This is a genomic window from Bradyrhizobium sp. LjRoot220, from assembly GCF_964252915.1.
GTDB lineage: Bacteria > Pseudomonadota > Alphaproteobacteria > Rhizobiales > Xanthobacteraceae > Bradyrhizobium.
The window spans coordinates 364,267-389,919 of the sequence record NZ_CAXUPS020000002.1 but is presented as its reverse complement, the minus strand read 5'-3'; the positions used below and the strand labels follow the sequence as shown (position 1 = coordinate 389,919).

General features: G+C 63.0%; 24 protein-coding genes and 1 pseudogene. 16 read left to right on the top strand and 9 right to left on the bottom strand.

Annotation, left to right across the window (positions count from 1 at the left end; translation table 11 throughout):
- Nucleotides 1-8 precede the first annotated feature (8 nt).
- The gene (locus ACSQ84_RS10200; RefSeq protein ID WP_436212256.1) at nt 9-1,511 is read left to right on the top strand and encodes a sensor histidine kinase; all 1,503 of its coding nucleotides are present in this window, start codon (nt 9-11) and stop codon (nt 1,509-1,511) included.
- A gap of 23 nt (nt 1,512-1,534) precedes the next feature.
- Here ACSQ84_RS10200 and ACSQ84_RS10195 read toward each other — a convergent pair whose 3' ends face one another.
- On the bottom strand, nt 1,535-1,936 hold the full coding sequence (locus ACSQ84_RS10195; RefSeq protein WP_436211544.1) for a response regulator: 402 nt from the start codon (nt 1,934-1,936) through the stop codon (nt 1,535-1,537).
- Between the two features lie 366 nt (nt 1,937-2,302).
- Here ACSQ84_RS10195 and ACSQ84_RS10190 point away from each other — a divergent pair, with 366 nt between their 5' ends.
- Together ACSQ84_RS10190 and ACSQ84_RS10185 are read left to right on the top strand one after the other, a co-directional pair.
- A complete protein-coding gene (locus tag ACSQ84_RS10190; RefSeq protein ID WP_436211543.1) occupies nt 2,303-5,083 on the top strand; it encodes a PAS domain S-box protein in 2,781 nt (926 codons plus the stop codon).
- Between the two features lie 78 nt (nt 5,084-5,161).
- A complete protein-coding gene (locus ACSQ84_RS10185; protein ID WP_436211542.1) occupies nt 5,162-6,157 on the top strand; it encodes a P1 family peptidase in 996 nt (331 codons plus the stop codon).
- A gap of 94 nt (nt 6,158-6,251) precedes the next feature.
- Here the strand turns inward: ACSQ84_RS10185 and ACSQ84_RS10180 are convergent, their stop codons facing one another.
- Nucleotides 6,252-6,992 (bottom strand): EF-hand domain-containing protein, encoded by a 741-nt coding sequence (locus ACSQ84_RS10180; RefSeq protein WP_436211541.1) that lies wholly within the window; start codon nt 6,990-6,992, stop codon nt 6,252-6,254.
- A gap of 266 nt (nt 6,993-7,258) precedes the next feature.
- On the opposite strand from ACSQ84_RS10180, the gene rpe reads away from it, so the two are divergent.
- Nucleotides 7,259-7,960: a ribulose-phosphate 3-epimerase gene (gene rpe, locus ACSQ84_RS10175; RefSeq protein ID WP_436211540.1), complete on the top strand. Its 702-nt coding sequence runs from the start codon at nt 7,259-7,261 to the stop codon at nt 7,958-7,960.
- Nucleotides 7,961-8,112: 152 nt separating this feature from the next.
- Here the strand turns inward: rpe and ACSQ84_RS10170 are convergent, their stop codons facing one another.
- On the bottom strand, nt 8,113-8,406 hold the full coding sequence (locus tag ACSQ84_RS10170; RefSeq protein WP_209844478.1) for an antibiotic biosynthesis monooxygenase: 294 nt from the start codon (nt 8,404-8,406) through the stop codon (nt 8,113-8,115).
- 146 nt (nt 8,407-8,552) lie between these two features.
- Between ACSQ84_RS10170 and ACSQ84_RS10165 the strand changes: the two genes are divergently transcribed.
- The 5 genes from ACSQ84_RS10165 (at nt 8,553) to ACSQ84_RS10145 (ending at nt 10,472) form a co-directional block, all read left to right on the top strand.
- Nucleotides 8,553-9,131, top strand: a complete 579-nt coding sequence (locus tag ACSQ84_RS10165) for a hypothetical protein (RefSeq protein ID WP_436211539.1) — start codon at nt 8,553-8,555, stop codon at nt 9,129-9,131.
- A 116-nt stretch (nt 9,132-9,247) separates the two neighbouring features.
- A complete protein-coding gene (locus ACSQ84_RS10160; RefSeq protein WP_436211538.1) occupies nt 9,248-9,676 on the top strand; it encodes a hypothetical protein in 429 nt (142 codons plus the stop codon).
- A gap of 190 nt (nt 9,677-9,866) precedes the next feature.
- Entirely contained in the window at nt 9,867-9,998 is a 132-nt protein-coding gene (locus ACSQ84_RS10155; RefSeq protein WP_436211537.1) for a hypothetical protein, read from the top strand.
- A 3-nt stretch (nt 9,999-10,001) separates the two neighbouring features.
- A complete protein-coding gene (locus ACSQ84_RS10150) occupies nt 10,002-10,190 on the top strand; it encodes a hypothetical protein (RefSeq protein WP_436211536.1) in 189 nt (62 codons plus the stop codon).
- A 144-nt stretch (nt 10,191-10,334) separates the two neighbouring features.
- The gene (locus ACSQ84_RS10145; protein ID WP_436211535.1) at nt 10,335-10,472 is read left to right on the top strand and encodes a hypothetical protein; all 138 of its coding nucleotides are present in this window, start codon (nt 10,335-10,337) and stop codon (nt 10,470-10,472) included.
- Nucleotides 10,473-10,518: 46 nt separating this feature from the next.
- On the opposite strand, the gene ACSQ84_RS10140 is transcribed toward ACSQ84_RS10145, so the two are convergent.
- Nucleotides 10,519-10,899: an Atu4866 domain-containing protein gene (locus ACSQ84_RS10140; protein WP_436211534.1), complete on the bottom strand. Its 381-nt coding sequence runs from the start codon at nt 10,897-10,899 to the stop codon at nt 10,519-10,521.
- 7 nt (nt 10,900-10,906) lie between these two features.
- Nucleotides 10,907-11,587, bottom strand: coding sequence for an SDR family oxidoreductase (locus tag ACSQ84_RS10135; protein WP_436212255.1), 681 nt, complete (start codon nt 11,585-11,587; stop codon nt 10,907-10,909).
- A 168-nt stretch (nt 11,588-11,755) separates the two neighbouring features.
- On the opposite strand from ACSQ84_RS10135, the gene ACSQ84_RS10130 reads away from it, so the two are divergent.
- Complete coding sequence (locus tag ACSQ84_RS10130) at nt 11,756-12,646, top strand: LysR family transcriptional regulator (protein ID WP_436211533.1); 891 nt, start codon at nt 11,756-11,758, stop codon at nt 12,644-12,646.
- A 94-nt stretch (nt 12,647-12,740) separates the two neighbouring features.
- Here the strand turns inward: ACSQ84_RS10130 and ACSQ84_RS10125 are convergent, their stop codons facing one another.
- The gene (locus ACSQ84_RS10125) at nt 12,741-13,481 is read right to left on the bottom strand and encodes a metallophosphoesterase family protein (RefSeq protein ID WP_436212254.1); all 741 of its coding nucleotides are present in this window, start codon (nt 13,479-13,481) and stop codon (nt 12,741-12,743) included.
- 121 nt (nt 13,482-13,602) lie between these two features.
- Complete coding sequence (locus ACSQ84_RS10120) at nt 13,603-14,199, bottom strand: TetR family transcriptional regulator (protein WP_436211532.1); 597 nt, start codon at nt 14,197-14,199, stop codon at nt 13,603-13,605.
- A gap of 631 nt (nt 14,200-14,830) precedes the next feature.
- Between ACSQ84_RS10120 and purB the strand changes: the two genes are divergently transcribed.
- A complete protein-coding gene (gene purB, locus ACSQ84_RS10115; RefSeq protein WP_436211531.1) occupies nt 14,831-16,138 on the top strand; it encodes an adenylosuccinate lyase in 1,308 nt (435 codons plus the stop codon).
- A gap of 337 nt (nt 16,139-16,475) precedes the next feature.
- Nucleotides 16,476-17,267, top strand: a complete 792-nt coding sequence (gene murI / locus ACSQ84_RS10110) for a glutamate racemase (protein WP_436211530.1) — start codon at nt 16,476-16,478, stop codon at nt 17,265-17,267.
- A 357-nt stretch (nt 17,268-17,624) separates the two neighbouring features.
- On the opposite strand, the pseudogene ACSQ84_RS10105 reads toward murI, so the two are convergent.
- A pseudogene (locus ACSQ84_RS10105) lies at nt 17,625-18,275 on the bottom strand (glutathione S-transferase family protein).
- 232 nt (nt 18,276-18,507) lie between these two features.
- The gene (gene bla / locus ACSQ84_RS10100; protein ID WP_436211529.1) at nt 18,508-19,365 is read right to left on the bottom strand and encodes a class A beta-lactamase; all 858 of its coding nucleotides are present in this window, start codon (nt 19,363-19,365) and stop codon (nt 18,508-18,510) included.
- A gap of 2,992 nt (nt 19,366-22,357) precedes the next feature.
- On the opposite strand from bla, the gene ACSQ84_RS10095 reads away from it, so the two are divergent.
- The 4 genes from ACSQ84_RS10095 (at nt 22,358) to rpsD (ending at nt 25,551) form a co-directional block, all read left to right on the top strand.
- Complete coding sequence (locus ACSQ84_RS10095) at nt 22,358-23,143, top strand: HpcH/HpaI aldolase family protein (RefSeq protein ID WP_436211528.1); 786 nt, start codon at nt 22,358-22,360, stop codon at nt 23,141-23,143.
- Between the two features lie 66 nt (nt 23,144-23,209).
- Nucleotides 23,210-23,596 (top strand): cupin domain-containing protein, encoded by a 387-nt coding sequence (locus ACSQ84_RS10090; protein ID WP_436211527.1) that lies wholly within the window; start codon nt 23,210-23,212, stop codon nt 23,594-23,596.
- A 204-nt stretch (nt 23,597-23,800) separates the two neighbouring features.
- A complete protein-coding gene (locus ACSQ84_RS10085; protein WP_436211526.1) occupies nt 23,801-24,580 on the top strand; it encodes an acyltransferase in 780 nt (259 codons plus the stop codon).
- 353 nt (nt 24,581-24,933) lie between these two features.
- On the top strand, nt 24,934-25,551 hold the full coding sequence (gene rpsD, locus ACSQ84_RS10080; protein ID WP_436211525.1) for a 30S ribosomal protein S4: 618 nt from the start codon (nt 24,934-24,936) through the stop codon (nt 25,549-25,551).
- Nucleotides 25,552-25,653 lie beyond the last annotated feature (102 nt).

Sequence of the window (25,653 nt, the reverse complement as noted above, 5' to 3'; positions counted from 1 at the left end):
CGCAGATGATGGACCAAGAAAAAGTAAACATTCTTCTGGTGGACGATCAGCCGGCAAAGCTGCTCGCCTACGAAGTCATCCTGAAGGAGCTTGGAGAGAACCTGGTCTCGGCGGCGTCGGGGCGCGAGGCGCTCGAGTTCCTGCTGAAGAACGACGTCGCCATCATCCTGGTCGACGTCTGCATGCCGGAACTGGACGGTTTCGAACTCGCAGCGATGATCCGTGAACATCCCCGTTTCCAGAAGACGGCAATGATCTTCATATCGGCGATCCAGGTCAGCGATCTGGACCGGCTGCGCGGCTATGAAATGGGCGCGGTCGACTACGTTCCGGTGCCGGTGGTGCCTGAAGTGTTGCGTGCCAAGATCAAGGTGTTCGCCGAACTCTATCGCAAGACCCGTCAGCTGGAGCGGCTCAACGTCGAACTGGAGGACCGGGTTCGCGCCCGCACCGCTGAACTGGAAGAATCCCACACGCGGCTGCTCGAAAGCGAGCAGCGCCGGAGTCTGGCGATCGCCGCAGGAAAGATGGGGTCCTGGGACTGGGACTGGGTCAATGGCGACTGGATGTGGGACGAGGGCCAGTATCAAATTCTCGGCGTCGATCCCGGCCGTTTCGAGCTGACGCCGGCCAATATTCAGTCCCTGATTCATCCGGACGACGTTCCAGAACTGCACGATGCGTGGGCGAGCTTCGCCAGAGGCGCGAAATCATACGAGGCCGAGTTTCGGATCATCCGACCCGATGGCGAGGTGCGCTGGTGCACCGGAACGGCCGCGGCGAGCACCGACAAGGATGGCCGCGTGATCCGTGTCAGCGGCGTGACCGTCGATATCACCGAGCGCAAGCAGGCCGAAGAACGCCAAAACCTGCTGGCCCGGGAAGTCGACCATCGCGCCAAGAACGCGCTGGCGCTGGCGCAATCCATCGTCCGGCTGACGCGGGGCGAAAACGTCAAGAGTTACATCCGCTCGGTCGAAGGACGCATCACCGCGCTCGCGCGGGTTCACACCGTGCTGTCGCTCTCGAGCTGGCAAGGCGCCGAGATCGGAAAGCTGATCGACGAAGAGCTCGCGCCCTATTCGACCGGCGATCAGATCGCATTGCGCGGCGCCGAGGTGCAGCTGCAACCGGCAACTGCACAGACGGTGGCTTTGGCCCTGCACGAGCTCGTCACCAACTCGGCCAAGTATGGCGCGCTGTCGACGTTGACGGGTCGGCTGTCGGTAAGCTGGCAACTCGAGGCGGGCCTCCTCGACGTCGTCTGGACGGAGACCGGCGGGCCTGTGGTCGAAAAGCCGATATCAAGGGGATTCGGAACGAGAAGCGTCATCGCCAGCATCGAGTCGCAACTTGGCGGCAAGGCCGAATTCGATTGGCGCCCCGAAGGTCTGATCTGCCGGCTCTCGGTTCCGCTCACGCGCCAGACTGCGCCCGATCCGGCCCCGCCTCAGAAGGCCATGGCGGATGGGACTGGCAGCAGGCGCGTTGGACAGTCGGCCCGGCCCTGACGGCTTGAGTTTGTAGGCTTGGATTACAGCGTCACCGCGCCGGCAACGGCACTTGCCGATGGCCGCACGGCTTCCCGTGCGGCGTCGATCGCGCGGATCAGATCGTTGGGACGAAACGGTTTCTGCAGGCAGACCACATCAGCCAATTCCGGCGATTTGGCCAGGAAGTCGAGCGCCGTCATGCCGGATATCGCGACAACGGGCAGATCCGGCACCCGTTCGCGCATCGTTGCGATAACATCGGAGCCGTTCGAGCCCTGCAGGAAGATATCGACGACCGCGAGGTCGAAACCAGCTGCTTCGAATGCTTGCAATCCCGCTTCGGCGGTAGCGGCTTCGACGATTTCGAAATGGTTGATCCGCAGCACGATCGAGATCATCGTGCGCACGTCGGACTGGTCGTCAATCACAAGCACACGGGGCATGAAAAAATCCCGGATCGGTCGTGCAACAGCTTAGATGAAAATCCGACTGAAGGCGCAACGCCACCGGCACTATTCGACCGTTCGGTAAAGGGACGGTTACCCGGACCAACCATTGCGAACCGCAATTGAACAGGTAGTATGTAAGCTTGAGTTGATTCCGTTTAGCATGACTTCATTGTAGACTTCGTATCGCTTTTTCGCCCGGCGCTCGGGCGGCTTCGCGTCTCCGGCCTGTTAACAGTCCAGCAGCCCTCCCGATCAATATCCGCATATCGGCAAGATACGCCACGTCGGTGGATAGGTTAATGTTCGCGCATTTGCTACTGGTCCGATGGCGCGTTCGATGCCAGTTTGCCGGGGACAACGATGCAGACGGCTGACGAACGCAGCAATTTTCTATCGACCCTTCCGGCAACCAGCCGCGATCACAGGGCTGCGCTGGCAGTGGTCGGCGTCTCCTCGGTTCTGTTCGTCATCGCCGCGGTCTATGCCAGGGTAGCGCTCACCCCAATCCCGGCGTTCATTGCGAGTTACCAGTCCGCGCTCGCGATCAACGATCTCATCACCGCGATCCTGCTGTTTTCGCAATTCGCTATCCTGCGCACGCGGGCGCTGCTGCTGCTCGCGAGCGGATATTTGTTTACCGCTTTCGCCGCGATCGTTCACCTCCTGAGCTTTCCGGGTGTATTTGTCCCGACCGGCCTTCTCAATGCCGGTCCGCAGACAACGGCCTGGCTGTACCAGATCTGGCACATTGGCTTCCCGCTGTGTGCGCTCGGCTATGCGCTGTTGAAAGACAGCGATGGCGGTCCGAAAATACGCGGATCGGTCGGTCGGGCTATCCTGGGCAGCATCGTTGCGGTCAGTATTGCGATGTCGATTGCGACCTGGATCGTCACCGCCGGCCACGACTTCTTGCCGACGATGATCAGCGGCGGACGCTTCACGTCGACCTTGATCGGCACGCTGACCGCCGAAGTGCTTCTCAGCTTCGTGACCCTGCTGATCCTGTGGTTCCGGCGCCCGCATTCCGTGCTCGATGTCTGGCTCATGGTCGTGATGGTTGCATGGATGTACGACATCGCGCTGTCCGGAATTCTCAACGCGGCTCGGTTCGATTTGGGCTTTTATGCCGGCCGGCTCTATGGACTTTGTGCGGCCAGCTTCGTCCTCGCGGTGCTCCTGGTCGACAATGTCGCCCTGCAAGGCCAGTTGGCCCGGTTGCTCGAAAAGGTGCGCCGCCAGGCCGCTTCCGAGCGCAGCCTCCACACCGAGCGCGAGCGCCTTTTCAGCGCGGTCGTGGAATCCTCCAACGACGCCATCATCACCATATCGCTCGACGGCATCATCACGGCCTGGAACCGGGCCGCCGAGCGCCTGTTCGGCTTCACCTCGATCGAAGCCGTCGGCAGGCACATCGACATCATCGTGCCGCCGGACCGGCGCCCCGAAGTCAGCGGCATCCTCGAACGGATCGCCCGCGGTGACCCGATCGAAGCTTTCGAAACCGTGCGCGTGCATCGCGACGGCCGCAATGTGGACGTCCTGTTGAGCATCTCGCCGATCAGGTCGCTGTCGGGCGAAATTGCCGGTGCCTCCAAAATCGCGCGCGACATCACCGAAAGCAAGCGGACGGAGAAGGCGCTCGATCAGGAAATCGAAGAGCGGCAGCGGATCTTCGAGACCTCGCATGACCTCATCCTGGTATCCGACAGCACCGGGAATCTCATCCAGGTCAGTCCGAGCGCCAAGGTCATCCTGGGTTATGACCCTTCGGAAATGGCCGGCCGGAGCGCTCTGCTATTCATTCATCCCGACGATCTCGACAGCACGCGCGCAGAGATGCGCGCCGCGCGGCGCGGAAAGGAAATGCGAAACTTCGAGACCCGCTACGTCCACAAGGATGGAACGCCGGTTGCGCTGAACTGGACCGGCACGTGGTCGGAGCCGGTGCGACGGCATTTCTTCATCGGCCGCGACCTCACCGAGAAGCAGGCGGCGGAAGCGCAATTACGACATATCCAGAAGATGGACGCGATCGGCCAATTGACCGGCGGCGTCGCGCACGACTTCAACAACATCCTGACCGTGATCACCGGGACCATCGGAATCCTGGAGGAATCCGTTGCCGACAGGCCTGAACTCGTCGCGATCACCCGGTTGATCGACGAAGCCGCCGAACGCGGCGCCAACCTGACCAAGCATCTGCTGGCCTTTGCCCGCAAACAACCGCTGCAGCCCGTTGAAGTCGACGTCAATGCACTGGTGCTGGAGGCCGCCAAATTGCTGCACCCGACGCTCGGCGAGAACGTCGAGATCACGCCGCTGCTGGCCGATGATGCTTGGACGGCACTGGTCGATCCGAACCAGCTGTCGACGGCGGTGCTCAACCTTGCCCTCAACGCGCGCGACGCCATGCCCAATGGCGGCAAGCTCGCGCTCGAGACCAGCAACATCTATCTCGACGAAAACTACGCCAGCATGCACAGCGAGGTCACGCCCGGCAATTATGTGATGGTGGCGGTGAGCGATACCGGCACCGGAATCCCCGCGGCGCTGGTCGAGCGGGTGTTCGATCCCTTCTTCACCACCAAGGAGGTCGGCAAGGGCACCGGCCTCGGGCTCAGCATGGTGTTCGGTTTCGTCAAGCAGTCGGGCGGCCACATCAAGATCTACAGCGAGGAAGGCCACGGCACGTCGGTCAAGATGTACCTGCCGCGCGCCACCGGATTGAACCAGACCGCTGCCGAAGCCGCGATCTCGGCCAACGTCGAGGGCGGTACCGAGACCATTCTCGTCGTCGAGGACGATTCGCTGGTGCGCCGTTATGTGATGACGCAGATCGAAAGCCTCGGCTACACCACGCTCGAGGCCGCCAATGCCAGCGAGGCGTTGCAGATCATCGACGCCACGCCGACCCTCGATTTGCTGTTCACCGACGTCATCATGCCCGGCATCATGAATGGCCGCCAACTGGTCGACGAAGCGCGGAAACGTCGGCCGGGGCTGAAGACCCTGTACACATCAGGATATACCGAGAACGCCATCGTTCATCACGGCCGCCTCGATTCCGGCGTGCTGCTGCTGGCAAAGCCCTATCGCAAATCCGAACTCGCCAGGATGTTGAGACTGGCGTTGGGTGGTTGAGGCCTTCTTGACGGCCGATGTACCGGCGGGGATAACCACGATGAGCGCGATCTCTGCGGATCTGAACGGGCGGGTTCCTTGAAAAATCTCCTCACTGACATACCCGGCGTTCGCGTCGGCCACGCCCACGACGCAGCGGTTGCGTCCGGGGTTACCGCGATCATTTTCGACCAGCCCGCGATTGCGTCGATCGACGTCCGCGGCGGCGGGCCCGGTCTGCGCGATGCCGCCCTTCTCGAACCTGAAGCCACGGTCGAGGCCATCGACGGCATCGCGCTTTCGGGTGGCTCGGCGCTAGGGCTGGATGCCGCGGGCGGTGTGCAGGCCTGGCTGGCCGAACAGGGGCGCGGCCTGCGGATCCGCGAGGCGGTTATACCGATCGTGCCCGGTGCGATCTGCTTCGATCTCCTGAACAGCGGCAACAAAGCCTGGGGGCGTTTCCCGCCCTACCGCGATCTCGGCTACGCCGCGGCATGTGCCGCAGGCCCCGACTTCGCGCTCGGCAGCGTCGGCGCCGGCCTCGGCGCCACCACACCCAATTTCAAGGGTGGACTTGGTTCGGCCTCCGCGCAAACCGATGGCGGTGTCATGGTGGCGGCGCTCGCCGTGGTCAATGCCGTCGGCAGCGTCACGGTCGGCGATGGACCCTGGTTCTGGGCGGCACCATTCGAGGTCGGCAACGAATATGGCGGCCGCGGACTGCCGCCGTCGTTCACGAAGGACATGCTGAAGGCGCGGCTCAAGGGCGGCGTGGAAGCGAGCTTTGCGGAAAACACCACGCTCGTGGTCGTCGTCACCGACGCGATACTGACAAAGGCGCAGGCCAAGCGGCTGGCGATGATCGCGCAAACCGGAATGGCCCGCGCCATCTATCCGGTGCACGCGCCAACCGACGGCGATGTGGTGTTTGCAGCATCGACCGGCACGAAGGCGATCGATCCGCGGTTCGGTCTCACCGAGCTTGGAATGGTCGCGGCTAATGTCGTGACCCGCGCGATCGCGCGCGGCGTCCATGAAGCGACCGCGCTGCCCTTTCTGGGCGCGCTACCGGCATGGAAGGATCACTTCGGCTAGATCGAATTCCGAAGCGCCACCGGATCTCTCAGAGCGTTTTCAAGCGAAAGCCCGCCCCGGACTTGATCCGGGAAAACGCGTCAAACAAAAGGGCTCAGGCGCTGAGCGAGAGCGACGGCGTGGCCGAAGCCGAAATCGCCTGGGCCTGGCGCTGGATCATCTTCTCGATGAAATTATACGACGACGTTGCCGTGCTGCCCGATGCCGCCGACGTCATCGTGACCTTCGACCCGTCCGCATAGGTCAATGACGTCGTGACCGAACCGTCGCTGTTGGTGACGGAGGTGGTGGAGGCGCCCTGCAGCGCCTGCATCAGGGGATCGGAGTTCGATCCGTTGGCGCCGGAACCGCCGGCGGTGTGATGGTGGCGGCCCTTGCTGCCCTTCAGCGCCGACGCCAGTTCGCCAAGGCTGACCGAGCCGTCGCCGTCCTTGTCGAGCTTCGAAAATACGCTATCGGCGTTACCGGCGTTGGTGCCGCCGGCGCCGAGCGCGGTCTGGAATTCCGATTGGGTGATCTTGCCGTCGCCATCGCCGTCGATTTGCGAGAACAGGCTCTTGAGGGCATTCGAGCGGCTCGCTGACGCGGAGCCGGTTCCGTCGGTGGTGGACTGGCTTTGCGCGGCCAACAGCGCGCTCATGGTTGCCGGCGAGATCTGCGAACCGCCGCCGGCGCTGGCCCCGCTGCTCGAACCGGCCGAGGCCGAGGCACTTGCGAAGGAGTCGAACAGGCTTGGCTTGGTGGTTCCGGTGGATTTTGCGGACGATGCCTTCGAGGAAGTCAGCGCCTGGAGGGCATCGATCGCCGACGACGCGGCGCCTAGGGCAAGCAACATGGCCAAACTCCAGCAACGCCGCCACCCGCGGCACATCATTCATGCCGGTTCCTCAGCAAGCGTCATGCCACCGCGAGAAACCCAATGAAATCACGGTTTCGCTTGTCCCGCCCGGTCCGCCAGCACACCGACATGACCGGCAATAGCTGCCCGCCGCGGCAGATTTTTCCGCCCACAGGAGTCCTTTGCGGCCGCATTGCCCCCGGCCGCCCTGCATGTTACGCGGGGCCGTTCCGCCCCTTCGAAGACCTTTCGGGAAAGCGCACATGTCCCAGCAATTTGCGTCGCGGCCCCTCGTCATCGCGCCGTCGATCCTGGCTTCGGATTTCGCCAAACTGGGCGAGGAAGTCCGCGCGGTGGATCAAGCCGGCGCCGACTGGATCCATCTCGACGTGATGGACGGGCACTTCGTGCCGAACATTTCCTACGGGCCCGACGTCATCAAGGCGATGCGCCCGCATACCAAGAAGATCTTCGACGCGCATTTGATGATCGCCCCGTGCGATCCCTATCTCGAAGCCTTCGCCAAGGCCGGCTGCGACCACATCACCGTCCACGCCGAGGCCGGCCCGCATTTGCATCGCTCGCTGCAGGCGATCCGCGCGCTCGGCAAGAAGGCCGGCGTCTCGCTCAATCCGGGCACGCCCGTGAGCGCGATCGAATATGTCATCGACCTGATCGATCTCGTGCTGGTCATGTCGGTCAATCCTGGCTTCGGCGGCCAGGCCTTCATCCGCTCGGCGCTCGGCAAGGTCCGCGACATCAGGGCGATGACCGCGGGCCGTCCGATCGATATCGAGGTCGACGGCGGCGTCGGTCCGGACGTCGCCGGCGAACTCGCCGCCGCCGGCGCCAATGCGCTGGTCGCCGGCTCGGCGGTGTTCAAGGGCGGCACCGTGGAGGCCTACAAGACCAATATCGCCGCGATCCGCAACGCGGCGGCGATGGCGCGCGGCGAAGCGATCTAGCGAGCGGCGTCGTTTCAACTTGTTGCTAACTCGTAGATGGCAATGGCGCGTTGCGCCGCGACCACCATCTTCGCGTCGGTGGGCACGCGGAGCCCGTCATCGGGCGCGCATTCGCGCGACCCGTTGGCTTTGCCCACCTACGATTTTCTCGCTTATGCCAGCGTATGAACGATCACCGGTCCCGCAACGGCGGTGGCCGGCCCGGTGAGCAGCGGTGTCAAATTCTGCTCAATCCAGGCGACCCCGCGCCGGTTGGACTCTTCCGCGCCTGCGTAGTTGTTGAAGATGCTGATCGCCGTCACCGTGTCGTCGGGCGCATAGACCACGTAGTAGGCCATGAAACCTTCGACATCACTGATGATCGGAATGGCACCTTCCTTGATCCTGCGTGCCAGCTCTTCGGCCATGCCGGTCTTTGCCTTGCCCTGACGAATGGCGGCGTACATGGGAAATCCTCCTTCACCGGTAGCAGACGCCCCACGCCGAATCTTAACCCTTCCCGCGCGTCTGCGCCATCCAACGTTGTGGCGGCCAACGTTGTTGCGACAAGACCGAACCATTCCTGCACCGCAAGCGACCAACGGGCATGAGCATGGATGAAATTCGATCGACGCTGTTTACCCCGAAGCTGCGATGGCTGCTGGCCCAGGCGCTGCAACGCGGCGAGCGCGTGCTGTGGCAGGGCCAGCCCGATGGCATTGCCCGCATGCTGTTGTGGCGAATTCTGTGGTGGATCGGATTTCCCTGGCTGGCTCTCACCGCGCTTGCGTTCACCAGGGGCTGGATCGGTGAATCGGTCATGTTCCTCCTGGTGCTCGGGGTGGCGATGGTTGGCACACCTCTGCTGGTGCTGCTGTACGATCTGCAGACGCTGTACGTGATCACCAATCGCCGCGCGCTGATCGTGCGCACCTTCGACAAAGCAACCGTGACCGACACCTTGTTCAGCGATATGGACGCGACCTTCGAGATCCTCGACGTTGGCCGCGGCCCCTGTACCCTGAATTTCGCGTCCGGCATTTCGCCCCGTGCTTCCGATACCGATTACACCGGCCGGTACGGGTTTCGCTGGATTCGAGACGCCACGGCGGTGCGCAATATCCTCGAGCGCGCGCGTCGCGAAGACGCGGCCCGGCAAGCTGGCTCTCGCCAGGATTCCGCGCGCGGTTGATGGAACCCGAAGCATCGTCGACGTCATCGTCTTGGCCATCGTGTTGGCCATTAACCTTCATGGTCTGGCCATAAAGCCGGAACACCGTCGCGGCTCATTCTCGACGGAACCAGCCCATGACCAAAACCCTCACCGCAGCTGCCATGATCCTTCTGCTTGCGCCCTCCGCAGCGCTTGCGCAGCACCGGGCTGGTGACGCCGCGCTGGGCGCGGTGTCCGGCGCCGTGGTGCTGGGGCCGATCGGCGCGGTGGCCGGGGCATTCATCGGCTACTCGGCGGGACCCGCGATCGCGCGGTCCTGGGGCATTGACAGGTCCGAACCGCGGCGACATCGCCGCCAAGCCGCGAGAGGCCAAGCCGCAAAAACCAGTGTGCGCGGTGCGAGAGCGGAAGCTGTCGGCGCCGCCGCAACCAGATCCGCACCCGCTCAGGCCGAACCGGCCGCGCGGATCGCCACGACAAGGGGCGAAGCAGCTGCTGCCGCGCCGGCCACGACATCCGCACCGCCTTCGCTGACACCACCGCCGGTGCAAACGCTCGAGTGAGTCCGGTGCATCGCCCCGCCAACGATCTCTCCAATTGATATCGCGCACCAGGTTACGCACCGCACCTGCAGCAATTCATATTGCGCTGCCGCATGCTCAAACTTCGTGCGGATCACCGTAAAGAAACGGTCTTCACGGATTCAGCCAATCAGGGCAAAACCCGCTTCCGAATTTCTGGGAGTGCGGCATCATGACGATGACCCTGGTCTGGACTGGCGTGGCGTTGTGGCTGGCGCTGAATGCGGCCGTTACTGTTTGCCTGGTGGCGGCGGAACCCGGCACCAGAAAGCGAACGCCCTACCGCGCGCCCTACCGGATGTGAGCGATGGACGGCGCGGCCGTCAGGCGATGGGTGAGGCCCAAGCGCCTGATCGCGCGGCGCCCGCGTCCCGACCTCGAATTCTTCTTCAGCCGCTATGAACGGCGCGGGCCGGCGGTGAACCGGCGCACCGGCGGTTCCCGGTACGACCTTTACGGATTGGAAGGCCGGGCACGGTTCCCCGATCGCCGCTAAACGCCATTCCCTCAAGGCCGGCCCGTGCGCATTTGCGCGCCCGGCGTGGGAACCGTTGGCTTGACCTGAGAATTTTATAGCGACCGAATATCCAGGGCCGCCATGAACCCGCTTTGTCCCAGCTGTTCGAATGAGATGTCCAAGGTGACATCATCCCGCAACATGTTCCGTTGCGAACCCTGCCGCGAAATCATCCAGTTCTTCGGCCTTTGGCAGGATCGCGACACTGAACAGCCGCCACCCGATCCGAAGCACCCGATCGATCAGGTTCGCGCCGCCTGACGCGACGGACGCCAGTGATTGAATGGCCCGGCGGGCACGGGACTCGCTATTTCTCCCGATACAAGATCATGCCGCCATGATGCAGCACATCGTCAATGAACTCACCATCGGCGGTAAAACCGGTGTCATCCCAATAATCGATGTGATTGCCGCGGACCTCGTAACGTCCGAGATAAGCGTTCTCGCGGCTTCCGCGCGCTTCGACATAGCGGCCGCCCGGCAGCAGGTTATGGCGGATCTGGCGGTCGGCCGTGACCCACATGCCGGCGTACGGATGATTCTGGGCCGGCTGAGCTATGGATTTCTGATCGGAGTTCATCTGCGCAAAACCTTTCTCGACGGGGAGCACGACGGCGCCAGCGAACAGCGCGATCGCCGCAACGATGCTGCTGCGAATTGGCGGTTGCCTGTGAAATCGAAAGATCATTATGGCCTCACTTGCTGGCGGTGGGACGGATAACGATCTCGTTGACGTCGACATCATCAGGCTGTTCGATGGCGAAGCGCACGGCGCGGCCGATCGCGTCGGGCTGCAGCGCAATGGTCCGGTAGGCCTTCATCGCTTGCGCCGCCACCGGATCGGTAATCGTGTCGGCCAGTTCGCTCTCGACCACGCCGGGATGGATGCAGGTGACGCGAAGATTGTCGTGCTCCTGCCGCAACCCATCCGAGATCGCCCGCACCGCATATTTGGTCGCGCAATAGACCGCGGCCATCGGGAAAACCGAAAGCGCGCCGATCGAGGCGACATTGATGACATGGCCGGAGCCGCGGGCCGTCATCTCGGGCAGCACCGCGGCAATGCCATGGAGCACGCCCTTGATGTTGACGTCGACCATCCGGTCCCACTCGTCGACCTTCATCGAGGCCATCGGCGACAGCGGCATGACACCGGCATTGTTGACGATGACGTCGACGCGGCCCCAGGCCTGCCGCGCCGCCTCGGCAAACGCGGCGACATCGGCGCGGTCGGTCACGTCGACGCGCCGCGCCATGGCCTCGCCGCCCTGACCCCTGATTTCTTCCGCGAGCGCGTCCAGCCGGTCGATGCGACGGGCACCGAGCATGACCTTGGCGCCGGCGGCGCCGAGTTCCCGGGCGATCGCGGCGCCGATGCCGCTGGAAGCTCAGGTGACGAGGATGATTTTGTTGAGCGACATTGGTTGATCTCTTTCCTGGCTGAGTTTGCGAGCCGCCGTCGAGCGGTTGCCAGGAAGCTAGATCTGCTCCATTGTCGCGAAAAGCTGACCATTTCTTCCAAATATGGAAAGAAAATCTAACCAATGGAGCCGGACCTCAACGCCCTCGCCGTCTTCGCCCTGGTGGCCGAAGAGCGGAGTTTTCGCGCGGCGGCCGACCGCCTGGGGGTCACGCGCTCGGCGGTCAGCCAGACCATCCGTCGGCTGGAAGAGACGCTCCGTATTGCGCTGGTGCAGCGGACGACGCGCAGCGTCAGCCTGACCGAGGCCGGCGAACGGCTCCATGCGGAGATAGCGCCCGCGATTGCGGAGATGCGTGCGGCCATCGAGACGACGGGGAATGTGCGCGGTCCGCCGCGCGGGCAGTTGCGGCTGGCGGTCTCATCGATCGCGGAGCGATTTCTCGCCGGTCCATTCCTGGCGGCCTTTGCCGAGGCCAATCCGGAAATCCAGATCGACATCACCGTGACCGACGAGCATTTCGATATCGTCGCCGAGGGCTACGATGCCGGCGTGCGGCTGGGCGAAGTGATCGAGCAGGACATGATCGCGGTGTCCATCGCCGGCGACGAGCGCCAGCTCACCGTTTGCGCACCAAGCTACCGCGACCGGTTCGGGGCGCCTTCGCATCCGAGCGAGCTTGCGGGCCATCGCTGCATCGGCTGGCGCCCCGCGCCGAAGGTCGCACCCTATCGCTGGGAATTCGCCGAGCGCGGCAAGGAGTTCAGCGTCGCCGTCGCGCCTGAGATCACGACCAACGACATGGCGCTGATGATCAAACTCGCCGTCGCAGGCTTCGGCATCACCTTTGGCATGGAGGAGAGTTTTCGCAGCCTGATGGCGCGCGGCGAACTCGTGCCGATACTGGAAGACTATTGCCCGCGCTTTGCCGGCTTCTATCTGTATTATCCCAGTCGCCGCAACACGGCCCCAAAACTGCGCGCGCTGATCGATCACGTCCAGCGCTTCAGATGACGTCTTAGATCGCTATGCCGCCTTGATGGACGCGCTCCCCGATCGCAAAACCGTCCAGCTGCGCGCCCGGCTCAATCGAAGGCCTCGCCGTCGCTCACGTCCCCTCGAGCAGGCGATCGGCCAGCCAGTGCGGCAGGCCGTTGGCGCGAATCCGCTCCGCCGCCGTCTCGACGTCGTACGGCACGCGGCAATAGGTGATCTCGCGCGACACGGTGTCGAGCATCGCGAACGCCGCCGCCGGATTGCCGTCGCGCGGCTGGCCGACGGAGCCGATGACGGCGAGCCAGCGCCTTCCGCCGAGCAATTGCATCGGGACATCCGTCGCCGGAACGAAACTCGTCATCTTCGCCGCCGATGACATCGAATACAGCGCCGGCCGGTGGATGTGGCCACAGAAGGTGACATGGGCATCGCTCGCCTCGATGCTGCGGGCGGCATCCGGCGTGTCCCTGATGTAGCGCCATCGCGCGGGATGGCTTGCTTCGGAATGCACGTAGAGGCGATCGTCTTCCCGCTGCGTCAGCGGCAGCTCGGCGAGAAACCGCCGTTGGTCCGCGCTGAGCCGGCCGCGCGTCCACTCGATGGCGGCGGTTGCTTCCGCATTCATGGTCTCGGATGGCGTACCGACGGCATGGTCGTGGTTGCCGAGCACGGCGATGGCGCCGTCATCCACGAGATCCATCATGGTCTCAACCGCCCATTCGGGATCGGCGCCATAGCCGACGATGTCGCCGAGGCAGATGATCCGCTCCGCGCCGCGCGCGCGTGCCGCCGCGAGGCAGGCGCTGAAAGCCTGCCGGTTGGCATGGATATCCGCAAACACCGCAAGACGCACATCTTCCTCCGCGCCCATGATCGCGCCGGTGCCGGCACGTGGCTTGAGGGATATCAAACAACGCGAGGCCCGTGGCCTACACTGATGCGGAAGGCGTGGACGAAGCGCGTCGCGCGCGAGATCAACGCTTCTTCGGCGCTTCGAGGCCCCTGATCACCAGCGCCAGCAGCGCGTCGATCCGCTCCGGCGTCGCCGGATCGCACCAGTCGTCGGAATGGGCGGGATGATGATAGCGGATGGTGGCGTCGAATACCGCACGTGCCGTCAGCTTGACGTCGGCGATCTGGAAGACTCCCTGCTTCACGCCGTCGGACAAGATATCCGCGATCTGACCGACCAGGCGATCCTTGTGCGCCTGCACCACTTCGCAGGCCTCACGCGCCAGCGTCAGGTAGGTCTGGAACATCTCGGGATCTTCGGAAACCTTCTTGTATTTGATCTCGAACATCGTGCGCAGCCACTTCTCGAGCCTGGCCGGCGCTGGTCCGGACGCGTCCGCGATCTTCTGCAGCGGCGCGTTGGCGCGGTCGAGCCAGCGTTTTGCAACCGCCTGGCGCAGCGAAGCCTTGCTGGGGAAATGGCGGTAGACGCTGCCGTGGCTGACATCCAGCGCACGGGCAACGTCCACCACGGTAGCCTTGGCGAGCCCAAAGCGGCGCAAGACGTCCTCGGTAACCTCCAGAATTCGTTCAGGGGTCAAAACCACGACTTCGTTCATGCGCACACCTACGAAACGATCGGTTGGGTGGTCATTTTATCCCTCTTAATTCCGTAGGACCCCGACAGGTTCAGTTTTTCAGCGGTTCGATACGGGCGGCCTGGGCTGCCAGATGGCGGGCCACCTGGGCGTTCAGCCAGCGCTGGATTTGTGTGGTCAGATTAATGATTTCGATGGTCATGGCTTAAGTCCTCTTCAAGTCCCGGGCTCAGTGCCAGCGAGCCCAAGGTGACGCCCCTATCCGTGGCGTCGAAGAAGCATATAGCATATCCCGCTGACAGATTTCAATATCTGTCATTCAGTTTTCCGTGATTGAAGCTGCGCGGCCGGTCCTCTTTCCTGAGAGTCTCTCCAAAAAGAGATCAAAGAAACTAGCGCCTTGGACCGAACCTCGTCATGCCCGGCCTTGTGCCGGGCATCCACGTCCTGGCTTCGATTGAGCAAGAAAGACGTGGATGGCCGGGACATAGGCGAGCGGAAGCGACGCCGTCCTTCAGACGGCTATGCCCGGCCACCACGAAAAAGCGAATCATTCTCAGACAGTTAGGAAGGGCCTGACAACGCTGTTTGTTTGTCTCACCGGGGTGGCTCTGCTAAAGCACGGCGTAAAAACAATTTCCCGGAGTCGTCGATGATCCCCCGCTACACCCGCCCGGAAATGGCCGCCATCTGGGAGCCGCAGACCCGCTTCAAGATCTGGTTCGAGATCGAGGCGCATGCGGCCGACGCGCAGGCCGAACTCGGCGTGATCCCCAAGGAAGCCGCCAAAACCGTCTGGGCCAAGGCGCGCAACGTCACCTTCGATATCCCCCGGATCGACGAGATCGAGCGCGAGACCAAGCACGACGTCCTCGCCTTCACGACCCATCTGGCCGAAATCGTCGGCCCGGAGGCGCGTTTCGTCCATCAGGGCATGACCTCCTCCGACGTGCTCGACACCTGCTTCAACGTCCAGCTCACGCGCGCCGCCGACCTGCTGCTCGCCGACCTCGACAAGGTTCTGGCGGCGCTGAAGAAGCGCGCCTTCGAACACAAGATGACGCCGACCATCGGCCGCTCCCACGGCATCCATGCCGAACCCGTCACGTTCGGCCTCAAGCTCGCTTACGCCTATGCGGAATTTTCCCGCGCCCGCGAGCGCCTGATCACGGCGCGCAAGGAAGTCGCGACCTGCGCGATTTCGGGCGCGGTCGGCACCTTCGCGCAAATCGATCCGCGCGTCGAAGAACATGTCGCCAAGGCGATGGGACTGACGCCGGAGCCGATCTCGACGCAAGTGATCCCGCGCGACCGCCACGCGATGTATTTTGCGACGCTGGGCGTCATCGCCTCCTCGGTCGAACGCCTTGCCACCGAAATCCGCCATCTGCAGCGCACCGAAGTGCTGGAAGCCGAAGAGTTCTTCTCCGAGGGCCAGAAGGGTTCTTCGGCGATGCCGCACAAGCGCAACCCGGTGCTGTCGGAGAATCTCTCCGGTCTGGCGCGCATGGTGCGCGCCTATGCGATGCCGGCGATGGAGAACATCGTGCTCTGGCACGAGCGCGACATCTCGCACTCGTCGGTCGAACGCATGATCGGGCCGGACGCCACCGTGACGCTCGACTTCGCGCTCAACCGCCTCGCGGGATTGGTCGAGAAGCTCTTGATCTACCCCGAGAACATGCAAAAAAACCTCGACCGCCTCGGCGGCCTCGTGCATTCGCAGCGGATCCTGATGGCGCTGACGCAAAAGGGCGCCAGCCGCGAGGACGCCTACAAATTCGTGCAGCGCAACGCGATGCCGGTCTGGCGCGGCGAAGGCGATTTTCTGAGTTTGCTGAAAAAAGACCCTGACGTGAAGAAGCACCTGAGCGACGCCGAAATCGAGGAACGGTTCGACCTCGGCTATCACTTCAAGCACGTCGACACGATCTTCAAGCGCGTGTTCGGGGAAAGCTGAAGCCGCGAAGGGACGGCGCCCCCTCTCCCGCTTGCGGGGGAGGGTCGGGGTGGGGGTGCCTCCGCAAAACGCACTGGTCGAGTGGATAGACCTTCCCCCACCCGCCGCACTTCGTGCGTCGACCTAAGAGCGAGCTTTGCTCGTCTCGACCCCCGCAAGCGGGAGAGGTGAATCGAGTCCGCGGCTATCACGGCCCGTCCTGAAGGCTTTCCGCCCTTGCCAAGGCGATTTGAATCACCCCAAATCGGCTTGTTTTAAAGTTCTCGCCGCTGGCGACGGGCCATCGGGAACCCTCAAATCAACCCAACGGTAACCGCGGATCGGCTAAAGTCGCAGCGTGGCAGCTCCTCCAACGATACTCGTGTTCGATTCCGGCCTTGGCGGCCTTACGGTCCTGCGCGAGATCGTGGGCGCGCGGCCCGATGCCCATTACGTCTATGTCGCCGACGACGCGTACTTCCCCTACGGCCACCACAGCGAAGAACAGATCATCGCCCGCGTGGTGCCGCTGGTCGGCGAACTGATCGCGGCCCACGCCCCCGACCTGGTCGTGATCGCCTGCAACACCGCCTCCACGCTGGTGATGTCGCATTTACGCGGCGCCTATTCCGTGCCGTTCGTCGGCACCGTGCCCGCGATCAAGCCGGCCTGCGCCAGTTCAAGAACAAAACGCGTGTCGGTGCTCGGCACCAGGGGCACGGTGAAGCGGGAATACACCCGGAAACTGATCGACGATTTCGCGCAGGGCTGCGAGGTGACGCTGGTCGGCTCGGCCGAACTCGCCGCCTTGGCCGAACGCGCGCTCAGCGGCTTCTACGTCAGCGACAACGACATCAAGGGCGAACTCGCGCCCTGCTTCGTCAGCGACGGCGATGCCGCCCGCACCGACACCGTGGTGTTGGCCTGCACGCACTATCCGCTGTTGCTGGACCGCCTCGTCAAACTCGCGCCATGGCCGGTCGACTGGATCGACCCCGCCCCCGCGATCGCACGGCGCGTATCCGATCTGCTCGGCGGACCCGGCAACGAATCCGACACCGCCGGCGCCGAGATGGTTTTTACATCGAAGCGGCCGCACACGCTGAGCCACGCGCTGATGCCGTTTTTCGGTGGCCGGGTGCCGGCGTAAGTTCGAATGGCGGATTACGCCTTAACTAAACTTCGACGCGCTTTGGCTTTCTTCGGCGTCGGATGCGATGTTATCGTAAGCCAAGCACAACCTGACGGCACGCTAATCGAGAGTGACCGGAAAATGGCGGGCGCCGAGCGATGACATTGGATCGAGACCGGCAACCCGGTCTTTTCCATCTTCTACACCGATGCAATCTGCTACGGTGCCAATCTTAAGGACTATTTCGAAAGAGAATTTACAGGCTGGCACAGCAAGCCCTGGCCAGCTCAAATCAAGTACATTCCGTTTTGGTCGGACCTTGTCGAGAGGTTCGCGCAGCCCGCGGTCACCCCGCATGAAAATCCGTAAGGCTGCTCACTCTTTCGATGCAGCGATAAAAACCGCCAACTGCGCAGCGAAGGCACGCTTGTAGGCCGGCCGCGCTTCGCCGCGGGCGACGTAGGCGGAAAGGTTCGGTTATTCCTCCAGTATGCCCGATCCATCCAACCGGCGCAGCACGGTCACCATCATCAGATCGCCGGCGCTGAACGCGCCATCGAGCCAGTCGGCATCGCCGAGGCGACGGGAAAGCTGGCCCAGCCGGTCGCGGATGGGAGCCTTGACCATCGGCAGGCGCTGCTCGTACCAGGGCTTGTCGCGTTCCAGGAGACCAGCGATTTCCAGATCGACGATCGGCGGCTCCAGCGTGCTCAGCGCGGCGAACATCCACGTGATCGCGCGCGCCCGGGCATTGGCATCATCAGGCAGCAGTCCATCATGGCGCTGCGCGATGTGGAACACGATCGCGCCCGACTCGAACAGCGCGAGATCACCTTCTTCATAGGTCGGAATCTGCCCGAAAGGATGAAGCGCACAATGCGCGGGTTCCTTCATCTCGCGGAACGAAACAAGACGAACGTCGTAGGGTTGGCCGACTTCCTCGAGCGCCCAGCGAACACGCATGTCACGTGCCTGTCCCTCGCCGCGGTCGGGCGAATTTTCGAAGGCGGTGATGGTGGGGATCATTGGAAGACTCCGGATAATTGCATGACGCCGTCGTGTATGCAGAGGACGAACGACCGGCGCGGCTTTCCGACAACCTGCCTCGTTCTTGGCCGGTAGGGCGGATTGGAGCCGAAGGCGTAATCCGCCATCTTGGGACAACCGCCGCCGATCTTGTTTGCTCGCCTGCTTCAATCATGATGGACGAGTAGCCGAAATGGCGGATTACGCCTTCGGCTCAATCCGCCCTACGCACCTACGCGAGCCGCTGGCCAACCATCCGTCCGATCTCCGTAAACACAGCCGTGAACTGATCCGGCTTTGGCGTGCCGCCTTGCGTGTAGGCGCAGATCACGACCGGCCCGCCTGACACCGGCCAGGTCATCGCGATGTCGCCGGCGGCGTCCTGGCCGTTGAAGCCGGTCCTGTCGGCGACCTTCCAGTGCTTCGGCAGGCCCGCGCGCAGCCGGTTGTCGCCGGTCTTGCAGTTGACCATCCACTCCGTAAGGTGTTCGCGCGAGGCTTGCGACAGAACATCGCCGAGCAGGAAGCGGCGCACATTGCCCGCCATCGCCGCCGGCGTGGTGGTGTCGCCGGGATCGCCCGGCCGCGAGCGATTGAGTTCGGGCTCGTTGTGGTCGAGGCGGCTGACCGCGTCCCCGCTCGCGCGCCAGAATGCCGTCAGGGCAGCGGGACCACCGGTCCGCGCCAGCAACAAATTGGCGCAGGTGTTGTCGCTGAGCTCGAGAATGGCCTTGCACATGTCTGCAACCGACATCGCGCCGTAGCCGAGGTTGCGCTTGGCGACCGGCGCATACTCGAGCAGATCCTGGGGACCGTAGCTCACGACCGCATCCAGTTTGTCCTCGCCCCGATCGACCCGCGCCAGCACGAAGGCGGCGAGCGAAGCCTTGAACGTGCTGCACATGACGAAGCGCTCGTCGGCCCGCCACGCAATCTTCGCGCCGGTCGACAGATTTTTGGCGTAGAGCCCAACCCGCCCGCCGGTTTCGCGCTCATAGGCGGCGAGCACGGGCGGCGGATCGTCGGCGAACGCCGGCCAGACGACGAAGCTGGAAGCTGCGGCCAGCAAGGCGCGTCGATTGAGGGTCATGGTTGCTCCTGGAACTTGCGACCAGAATACTGCACCAAAGCTCGGCAGTCGAATGGCACTGCGCGTGTCCAGCGCAAGGCCGATATGATATCGCTCACCGACGCGGGGCGCGACTTCAAAGTGCGATCGCCGGAGTGGGTAACGCGCTTTCGAAAAAAAAAGGAATATCAATGCCTCCTAGGTCCTATAAGCGACGGGATCCCTCATAGCGAAAGCCGAGTGCAGACAGGACCGGTCACGGTAATTCCCACCACAATTCCATGCGGCCGAAAATGCGAAACGCCGACTGCGTCGCCCCTACGCAAGCCCAATCTCGCGATCCGCATGCGACAAATCAACCCGACGGGCAAATCACTTCTGATCTACAGAAATCGTGTCAATCCCCGAAATAAAAAATATTTCGCTTTTCCGGAACACAAATCAGGGATACATGTTGGCCATCCCGTCCTACCGCAGGCCAAATTGAGGCGTTGGGTTATGAATGGTGGGAGAGCTTGGCCTTCACGGCCGCTGCTATTGTACGAAGTCTGATCCTGATACGGGGCATAGTCGCAGTTTCATTGGTTACGTTCAGTTTCGTCAGAGATCACGCGGCACCTTGCATTCCGGGATTATCTGGTGAGGGCACCCGGAGGTCGCAAGCATATGATCGCGAGAAGCTTCGATGCTGCGCACTGTATCCTGACGACTCGCACGCTTACGGCGACTGATACCGACACGGATCGGCGAGTCGAAGCGAGCGCGCCAAGCCAGCGAAGGAGCAAGTAGGCCCAGGCGCTGTAGCGGCGACCCGTCGGTAGTGAAAGCCGGAGTATTGCCCAGCAGGTGTTCCCACCACAATTCCTGTACGAAACGGTGAAACGCCGACTGCGTCGCCCCTACGCAAGCCCAATCTCGCGATCCGCATGCGACAAATCAACCCGACGGGCAAATCACTTCTGCTATTCGGAATTCGTGTCAAGCCCCAGAATCAAAAATATTTCGCTTTTACAGAAGGCAAAATCAGTTTATATCTTCACCCATCCCGTCCCGCCAGAAGGGCGTCGGCCGTCGTCACGGACGTTGGACGGGTTGCGGTGTACGCTATCCGCCACGGTCGTCTCCGTGACTTCAGCGTACGGCGAAGACGAGTGGTCCTGACGCCCTTAGGCTGGCGTCAAGTTGCGTCGGATTCATTTCGGCGCAGCGACGGTGGCAACAGAGTATAGGCTCACCGGGGAGAGCTCGTTATAAGCCGTAAAGCCATTGCGCAGGGAATGTGGGATGTTCTCCGCTGCCCTGTATGCTCGTGTGCACCTTTGTTTGTGCACTTCGCACACGAGATCGCGGGCGCAGCGCGCATCCGGCATTCCCTGCGCCCTCTTATGAGAGGGCGGGAAGTTTCCAGCAAACCTCGGGCGCAATGCGTCGCGAGATCGCGAATCACGCATTCAGGTGTCATCGCCCGGTTTGATGTGCGGACCGGGGACATGGGTAACACCGTTCGGAGACATGGGTAACGGTTTCATTTTGTGGCCCTGCAGGTCGGCTGGCTGCGATCTTGTGGGCTCCTGAAGAAGACACCGAACTTGCCGTCTGTGTCGAGCGCCTGATGGCCAGAAGCTCGCCTCGGAAGGCCTCCGGGATCGCCAGCGCCGCTTGGCCAAAGCGCAGATTGGCCTTGAGCTGACTCGCCCTGCGTATGATGGCCCTTCGTATTCAGGCCCAGGCAGCTTGCTTGGCAAGGAACGCGAGCTGGGGCGATACCGGCTCGCCGGGCATCGTCAACAGTCTGCGCATTGATGTGGTCACTGGTATTGTAGACGTGCCGCCAGCGGTCGAATTCCTCTTGCAATTCCTGCACGGTTTTGAACGTTGCCATGGACAAGACCTCGGTCTGGCAAGATGGAAGTGCTCGTTCTTGCCTTTGGTCTGAGGATGATAGGACGAGCGTAGATGACGTCGACGCCTAGCTTGAGCAGCCAGACACGAAGTTTGGTCCATCGGACTCGGAGCAAGTGCCCCATGGCACGCCGTTGTCGACCAGGAATGCGCTGGGCAGGCCATAGTGACGAAACGTCCGTTCGAGATGCTGCTGACCGTCTCAATTTTGCTCGTTGGTGGCGGGCCTGCAGGCACAGGGCATAACGAGAATGGTCATCAACCATGGTCAGCGGGTGACACATTTTTCGGTCATGGCCCAGAGGGAAGCGTCCTTGAAGTCCATCTGCCAGACGTCATTGGGAGCCGGATGCTGAAGCGAATGTATTGCGCTGGCTGCGAAGGCGATGGGATACGCTCATGCCGAGCCAGAATTGCGTGAACCGTCGAGGCCGCAGGGTGTACGCTCTGCCGGTCCTTCAGGCGACGGCGAATCTTGCGGGCGCCCCATGTCGATGAGTATCTCGGAACTTGCACGGCGGCTTGATCGCCTTCGCGCTTCGCGCCGGAGAGATGCGGCCGCCGGGTCGATCCTGGCAATAGTTTTCAGGGCGCTACGGAGGCAAAAGAGCCGTTCTCCGGGGAGAGCTCGTTATAAGCCGTAAAGCCATTGCGCAGGGAAGGCCGGGTGTTCTCCGCTGGACCTGTATGCTCGTGTGCATTTCCTTTTCTACCCCCGCACACGGGACCGCGGGTGCAGCGCGCACCCGGTCTTCCCTGCGCCCTCTTGTTGAGAGGGCAAGGAATTCTGGCAAAGCTCGGGCAGATCATGCCGCGAGATCGCGAAGCCGCGTTTGAATGATGGTGCAACACCAACCACCGCCGTCGTCCCTGCGCACGCAGGGACCCATACTCCGCGGCCCATCGATGAAGGCGCTGGCGTTAGAGGCCTTCTGCAAACAATGACTGCCGCGGCGTATGGGTCCCTGCGTTCGCAGGGACGACGAGTGGAGAGAGGTGAGGTCAATTACCGACAGCTTCGCTCGCAATGACGCCGAGAGAGCGTTAGCACCCGCGCATCATGTGCTATCCTGCACGATATCCGGTCCGCCCCGCCAACGGAGTTTTGCATTTGACCTCCGCCTCCGCCGCCCCCGCCCCGCTCAACCGCCTTCGCCAGCAATGGCGCGAGAAGCGTCCGACCTTTGGCGCGATCGCGACCATCCCCTCGATCCAGACCGTGCAGATCATGGCGCGTTCCGGCATCGACTGGATTATCGTCGATCTCGAACACGGCCCGATCGATCTCGGCTCCGCGCATGCGATGATCACGGCGACATCAGGCACGCCCTGCGTGCCGATGGTGCGGATTGCGGCCAACGAGGCCCATCTGGCGAAAGCGCCGATGGACATCGGCGCGCTCGGCATCAACTTTCCGATGATCTGCAGCGCGGCCGACGCCGAAAAGGCGGTGCGCAGCGTGCGCTATCCGCCGAAGGGCGACCGGCTGTGGGGCCCGTTTCACGCGCCCTTTCGCTGGGGCGTGTCGATGCCGGACTACATGGCGACCGCCGACGATGACATGATCTGCATGATCACCATCGAACATGTCGAGGCGGTCAACCGCATCGACGAAATCATGGCGACGCCGGGCATCGACCTTGCGGTGATCGGCCCCGGCGATCTCGCGACCTCCATCAACAAGCGCGGCCTGCCCGACCACCCCGAAGTGGTCGCGCTGATGCAGCGCGCCGAGGAAGGCATTTTGAAAAGCGGCGTGCCGATCGGCGGCGTCGCACGATCAGCCGGGCAAGCCAACCAGATGATCGAGCGCGGTTATGTGGCGCTGGCGCTCGGCTTCGACTGGTCGCTGTTCCAGCGCGGCATCGCGGCGAGTTTTGAGGGCATCAAGCGCTAGCCGCGCGCGCTGCTTTGCGCGCGATGGTCGCGCTGCTAGGCTTTGCCGACAGGGAGAACAGAAATCATGCTCAGGAAAATTATACTCGGATTGGCTGTCATTGCTTTCACAGGCGCCGGCGTCGCGCTTGCCCAGCAAGGCGGCATCAAGCGCACGGCGCTGCAAAAGCTCGATTTCCCGCCCGGCTACAACACCGTCACCGCGATTGCGGAAGTGCCTGCCGGCGGTGCTGCCGGCCGCCACACCCACCCTGGCGCCGAGACCGGCTATGTGCTCGAAGGCGAGCTCGAACTCATCATCGACGGCAAGCCGCCGGTGAAGATCAAGGCCGGCGAATCCTACCAGATCCCGGAAGGCGTCGTTCACGACGCCAAGGCCGGCGACAAGCCCTTCAAAGTGCTCGGGGTTTACATCGTCAAGGCGGGCGAACCATTGGCCAAACCGGCGCCATAAGGCTGTAGCGTTTTCCCGCGAAGTGGGACCCGGTTCGCGTCAAGAAAACGCGTCAAAATAAAGACCCAGAGCCCCGTTTCGATGCAATCGAAACGGAAAGGCGCTGGCGTCAAACCGGCCGGTTCGTGCTACATCAGGGGACTGGCGGGCCGCTCGGGCCGCCCGGTTTTCTGATGTGCTGGTTGCGGGAACGTGAGCGGAGCGATGCGCGGAACGGTTCGAAAAATAACATTGCCGCGCCGTCTCGTCGCTGACCTCATGCACGCGTCGGTTCGCGTGCCGTTCGTCTCGCTGGCGCGGCCGCTCAATATCCGCGGCCTGCTGGAGGCCCGCGCGCAGGCCGCAGTGCGGCCCGGCTGGGCGGCGATCTTCGTCAAGGCGTTTGCGCTGGTCGCCAAAGAGCAGCCGGTGCTGCGGACGCTGTACGTCAAATGGCCATGGCCTGCGTTCTACGAACTGCCGCGCAGCGTGGCGATGGTGGCGATCGCGCGGGTCGAAGACGGCCAGGATTGCGTGCTGCCGCAAAAGGTCACGGCGCCCGATGAGATGTCGCTCGCGGACGTGGACGCGATGATCCGGCATGCCAAGGAGGCGCCGATCGAACAGGTGCCGGCGTTTCGGAAAATCCTGCGCACGACGCGGCTGCCGCTGCCGCTGCGCCGGCTGTTCTGGTCGATCGGGCTCAATTTCGGCCGCCAGCGCGCCAATTATTTCGGCAGCTTTGGCGTCACCTCGGTGGCCGCCTATGGCGCCGGCCAGCTCCATGCGCTGAGCCCGGGCCCCTTTGTCCTGAGCTACGGGGTCGAGAAACCGGACCAGTCGATCGATGTCGTGCTGCGCTGGGACCACCGGATCACCGACGCCGCCCTGATGGCCAAGGCGCTGAATAGGCTGGAACAGGTGCTGAACAGCGAAATATCAGGCGAATTGCGGGCCAATCGGCAGCAAAACGAGCCAAAATCGGTCCGGGCGGTCGCGACTTGACGGCCTCTTGCCGTCATCCGGGGGCGCGAAGCGAAGCTCAGGGGTGCAATTGCACCTCGGGGGATCTCGAGATTCCCCGGTGCGCAATTGCGCACCTGAGGTCTGGTCCTGCGGACCATCCCGGAATGACGATGTGCGGTCGATTCCTGCCCCCGAATGGCGTGCCCTTCGCATTGACAGAACGGCGCTTTCTCCCTAATAACCCGCTTGCTCGCGGGCCGTTTTCGGCCCGCGTTGCGTTTCGCGACCCGTGGTCCTCCTTGAAGCTTTTGAGGCGGACCTGTCGGCACCGGGAAGTTCCCGGCGCACAGGAGGGCGCGTCTCCTCAAAACTCAAACTCATCAGAGGACGCGATGACTAAGCGCAGTGAGGCGAAGTACAAGATCGATCGCCGTATGGGCCAGAATATCTGGGGCCGCCCCAAGAGCCCGGTGAACCGCAGGGAATACGGCCCCGGCCAGCACGGCCAGCGCCGCAAGGGCAAGCTGTCCGACTTCGGCGTCCAGCTCCGCGCCAAGCAGAAGCTCAAGGGCTACTACGCCAACATTTCCGAGCGCCAGTTCCACGGCATCTACGTCGAGGCCGGCCGGATGAAGGGCGACACCGGTGAAAACCTGATCGGCCTCCTGGAGCGCCGTCTCGACACCGTGGTGTATCGCGCCAAGTTCGTCGCCACCATGTTCGCCGCGCGCCAGTTCATCAACCACGGCCACATCAAGGTGAACGGCCGCCGCGTCAACATTTCGAGCTACAAGGTCAAGCCGGGCGACGTGATCGAGGTCAAGGAATCCTCCAGGCAGCTCACCCCGGTGCTGGAAGCCATCCAGCTCGGCGAGCGCGATGTGCCTGACTACGTCGAGACCGATCACAGCAAGATGACGGCGAAGTACGTCCGCATCCCCGCGCTGTCGGACGTGCCGTTCGCGGTGCAGATGGAGCCGCATCTGATCGTCGAATTCTATTCGCGCTGATCGGCGCGCATTTTCGAGCTATCAAGGCCCCGGCAAAACCGGGGCCTTTCTTCTGTCCGGTATGGACATGGTTCAAACGCCCGCCGGCAAGTAGGGTGTGGC

Bases quoted from the DNA above. Each gene is read 5' to 3' on its own strand.
- ACSQ84_RS10180 (WP_436211541.1), bottom strand. From the start codon at position 6,992: ATGTTGCTTGCCCTAGGCGCCGCGTCGTCGGCGATCGATGCCCTCCAG.
- rpsD (WP_436211525.1), top strand. From the start codon at position 24,934: ATGACTAAGCGCAGTGAGGCGAAGTACAAGATCGATCGCCGTATGGGC.
- ACSQ84_RS10170 (WP_209844478.1), bottom strand. From the start codon at position 8,406: ATGTACGCCGCCATTCGTCAGGGCAAGGCAAAGACCGGCATGGCCGAA.
- ACSQ84_RS10140 (WP_436211534.1), bottom strand. From the start codon at position 10,899: ATGATCTTTCGATTTCACAGGCAACCGCCAATTCGCAGCAGCATCGTT.
- ACSQ84_RS10155 (WP_436211537.1), top strand. From the start codon at position 9,867: ATGACGATGACCCTGGTCTGGACTGGCGTGGCGTTGTGGCTGGCGCTG.
- ACSQ84_RS10130 (WP_436211533.1), top strand. From the start codon at position 11,756: ATGGAGCCGGACCTCAACGCCCTCGCCGTCTTCGCCCTGGTGGCCGAA.
- ACSQ84_RS10160 (WP_436211538.1), top strand. From the start codon at position 9,248: ATGACCAAAACCCTCACCGCAGCTGCCATGATCCTTCTGCTTGCGCCC.
- ACSQ84_RS10090 (WP_436211527.1), top strand. From the start codon at position 23,210: ATGCTCAGGAAAATTATACTCGGATTGGCTGTCATTGCTTTCACAGGC.
- ACSQ84_RS10190 (WP_436211543.1), top strand. From the start codon at position 2,303: ATGCAGACGGCTGACGAACGCAGCAATTTTCTATCGACCCTTCCGGCA.
- ACSQ84_RS10085 (WP_436211526.1), top strand. From the start codon at position 23,801: ATGCGCGGAACGGTTCGAAAAATAACATTGCCGCGCCGTCTCGTCGCT.
- ACSQ84_RS10195 (WP_436211544.1), bottom strand. From the start codon at position 1,936: ATGCCCCGTGTGCTTGTGATTGACGACCAGTCCGACGTGCGCACGATG.
- bla (WP_436211529.1), bottom strand. From the start codon at position 19,365: ATGACCCTCAATCGACGCGCCTTGCTGGCCGCAGCTTCCAGCTTCGTC.
- ACSQ84_RS10150 (WP_436211536.1), top strand. From the start codon at position 10,002: ATGGACGGCGCGGCCGTCAGGCGATGGGTGAGGCCCAAGCGCCTGATC.
- rpe (WP_436211540.1), top strand. From the start codon at position 7,259: ATGTCCCAGCAATTTGCGTCGCGGCCCCTCGTCATCGCGCCGTCGATC.
- purB (WP_436211531.1), top strand. From the start codon at position 14,831: ATGATCCCCCGCTACACCCGCCCGGAAATGGCCGCCATCTGGGAGCCG.
- ACSQ84_RS10165 (WP_436211539.1), top strand. From the start codon at position 8,553: ATGGATGAAATTCGATCGACGCTGTTTACCCCGAAGCTGCGATGGCTG.
- ACSQ84_RS10120 (WP_436211532.1), bottom strand. From the start codon at position 14,199: ATGAACGAAGTCGTGGTTTTGACCCCTGAACGAATTCTGGAGGTTACC.
- ACSQ84_RS10200 (WP_436212256.1), top strand. From the start codon at position 9: ATGGACCAAGAAAAAGTAAACATTCTTCTGGTGGACGATCAGCCGGCA.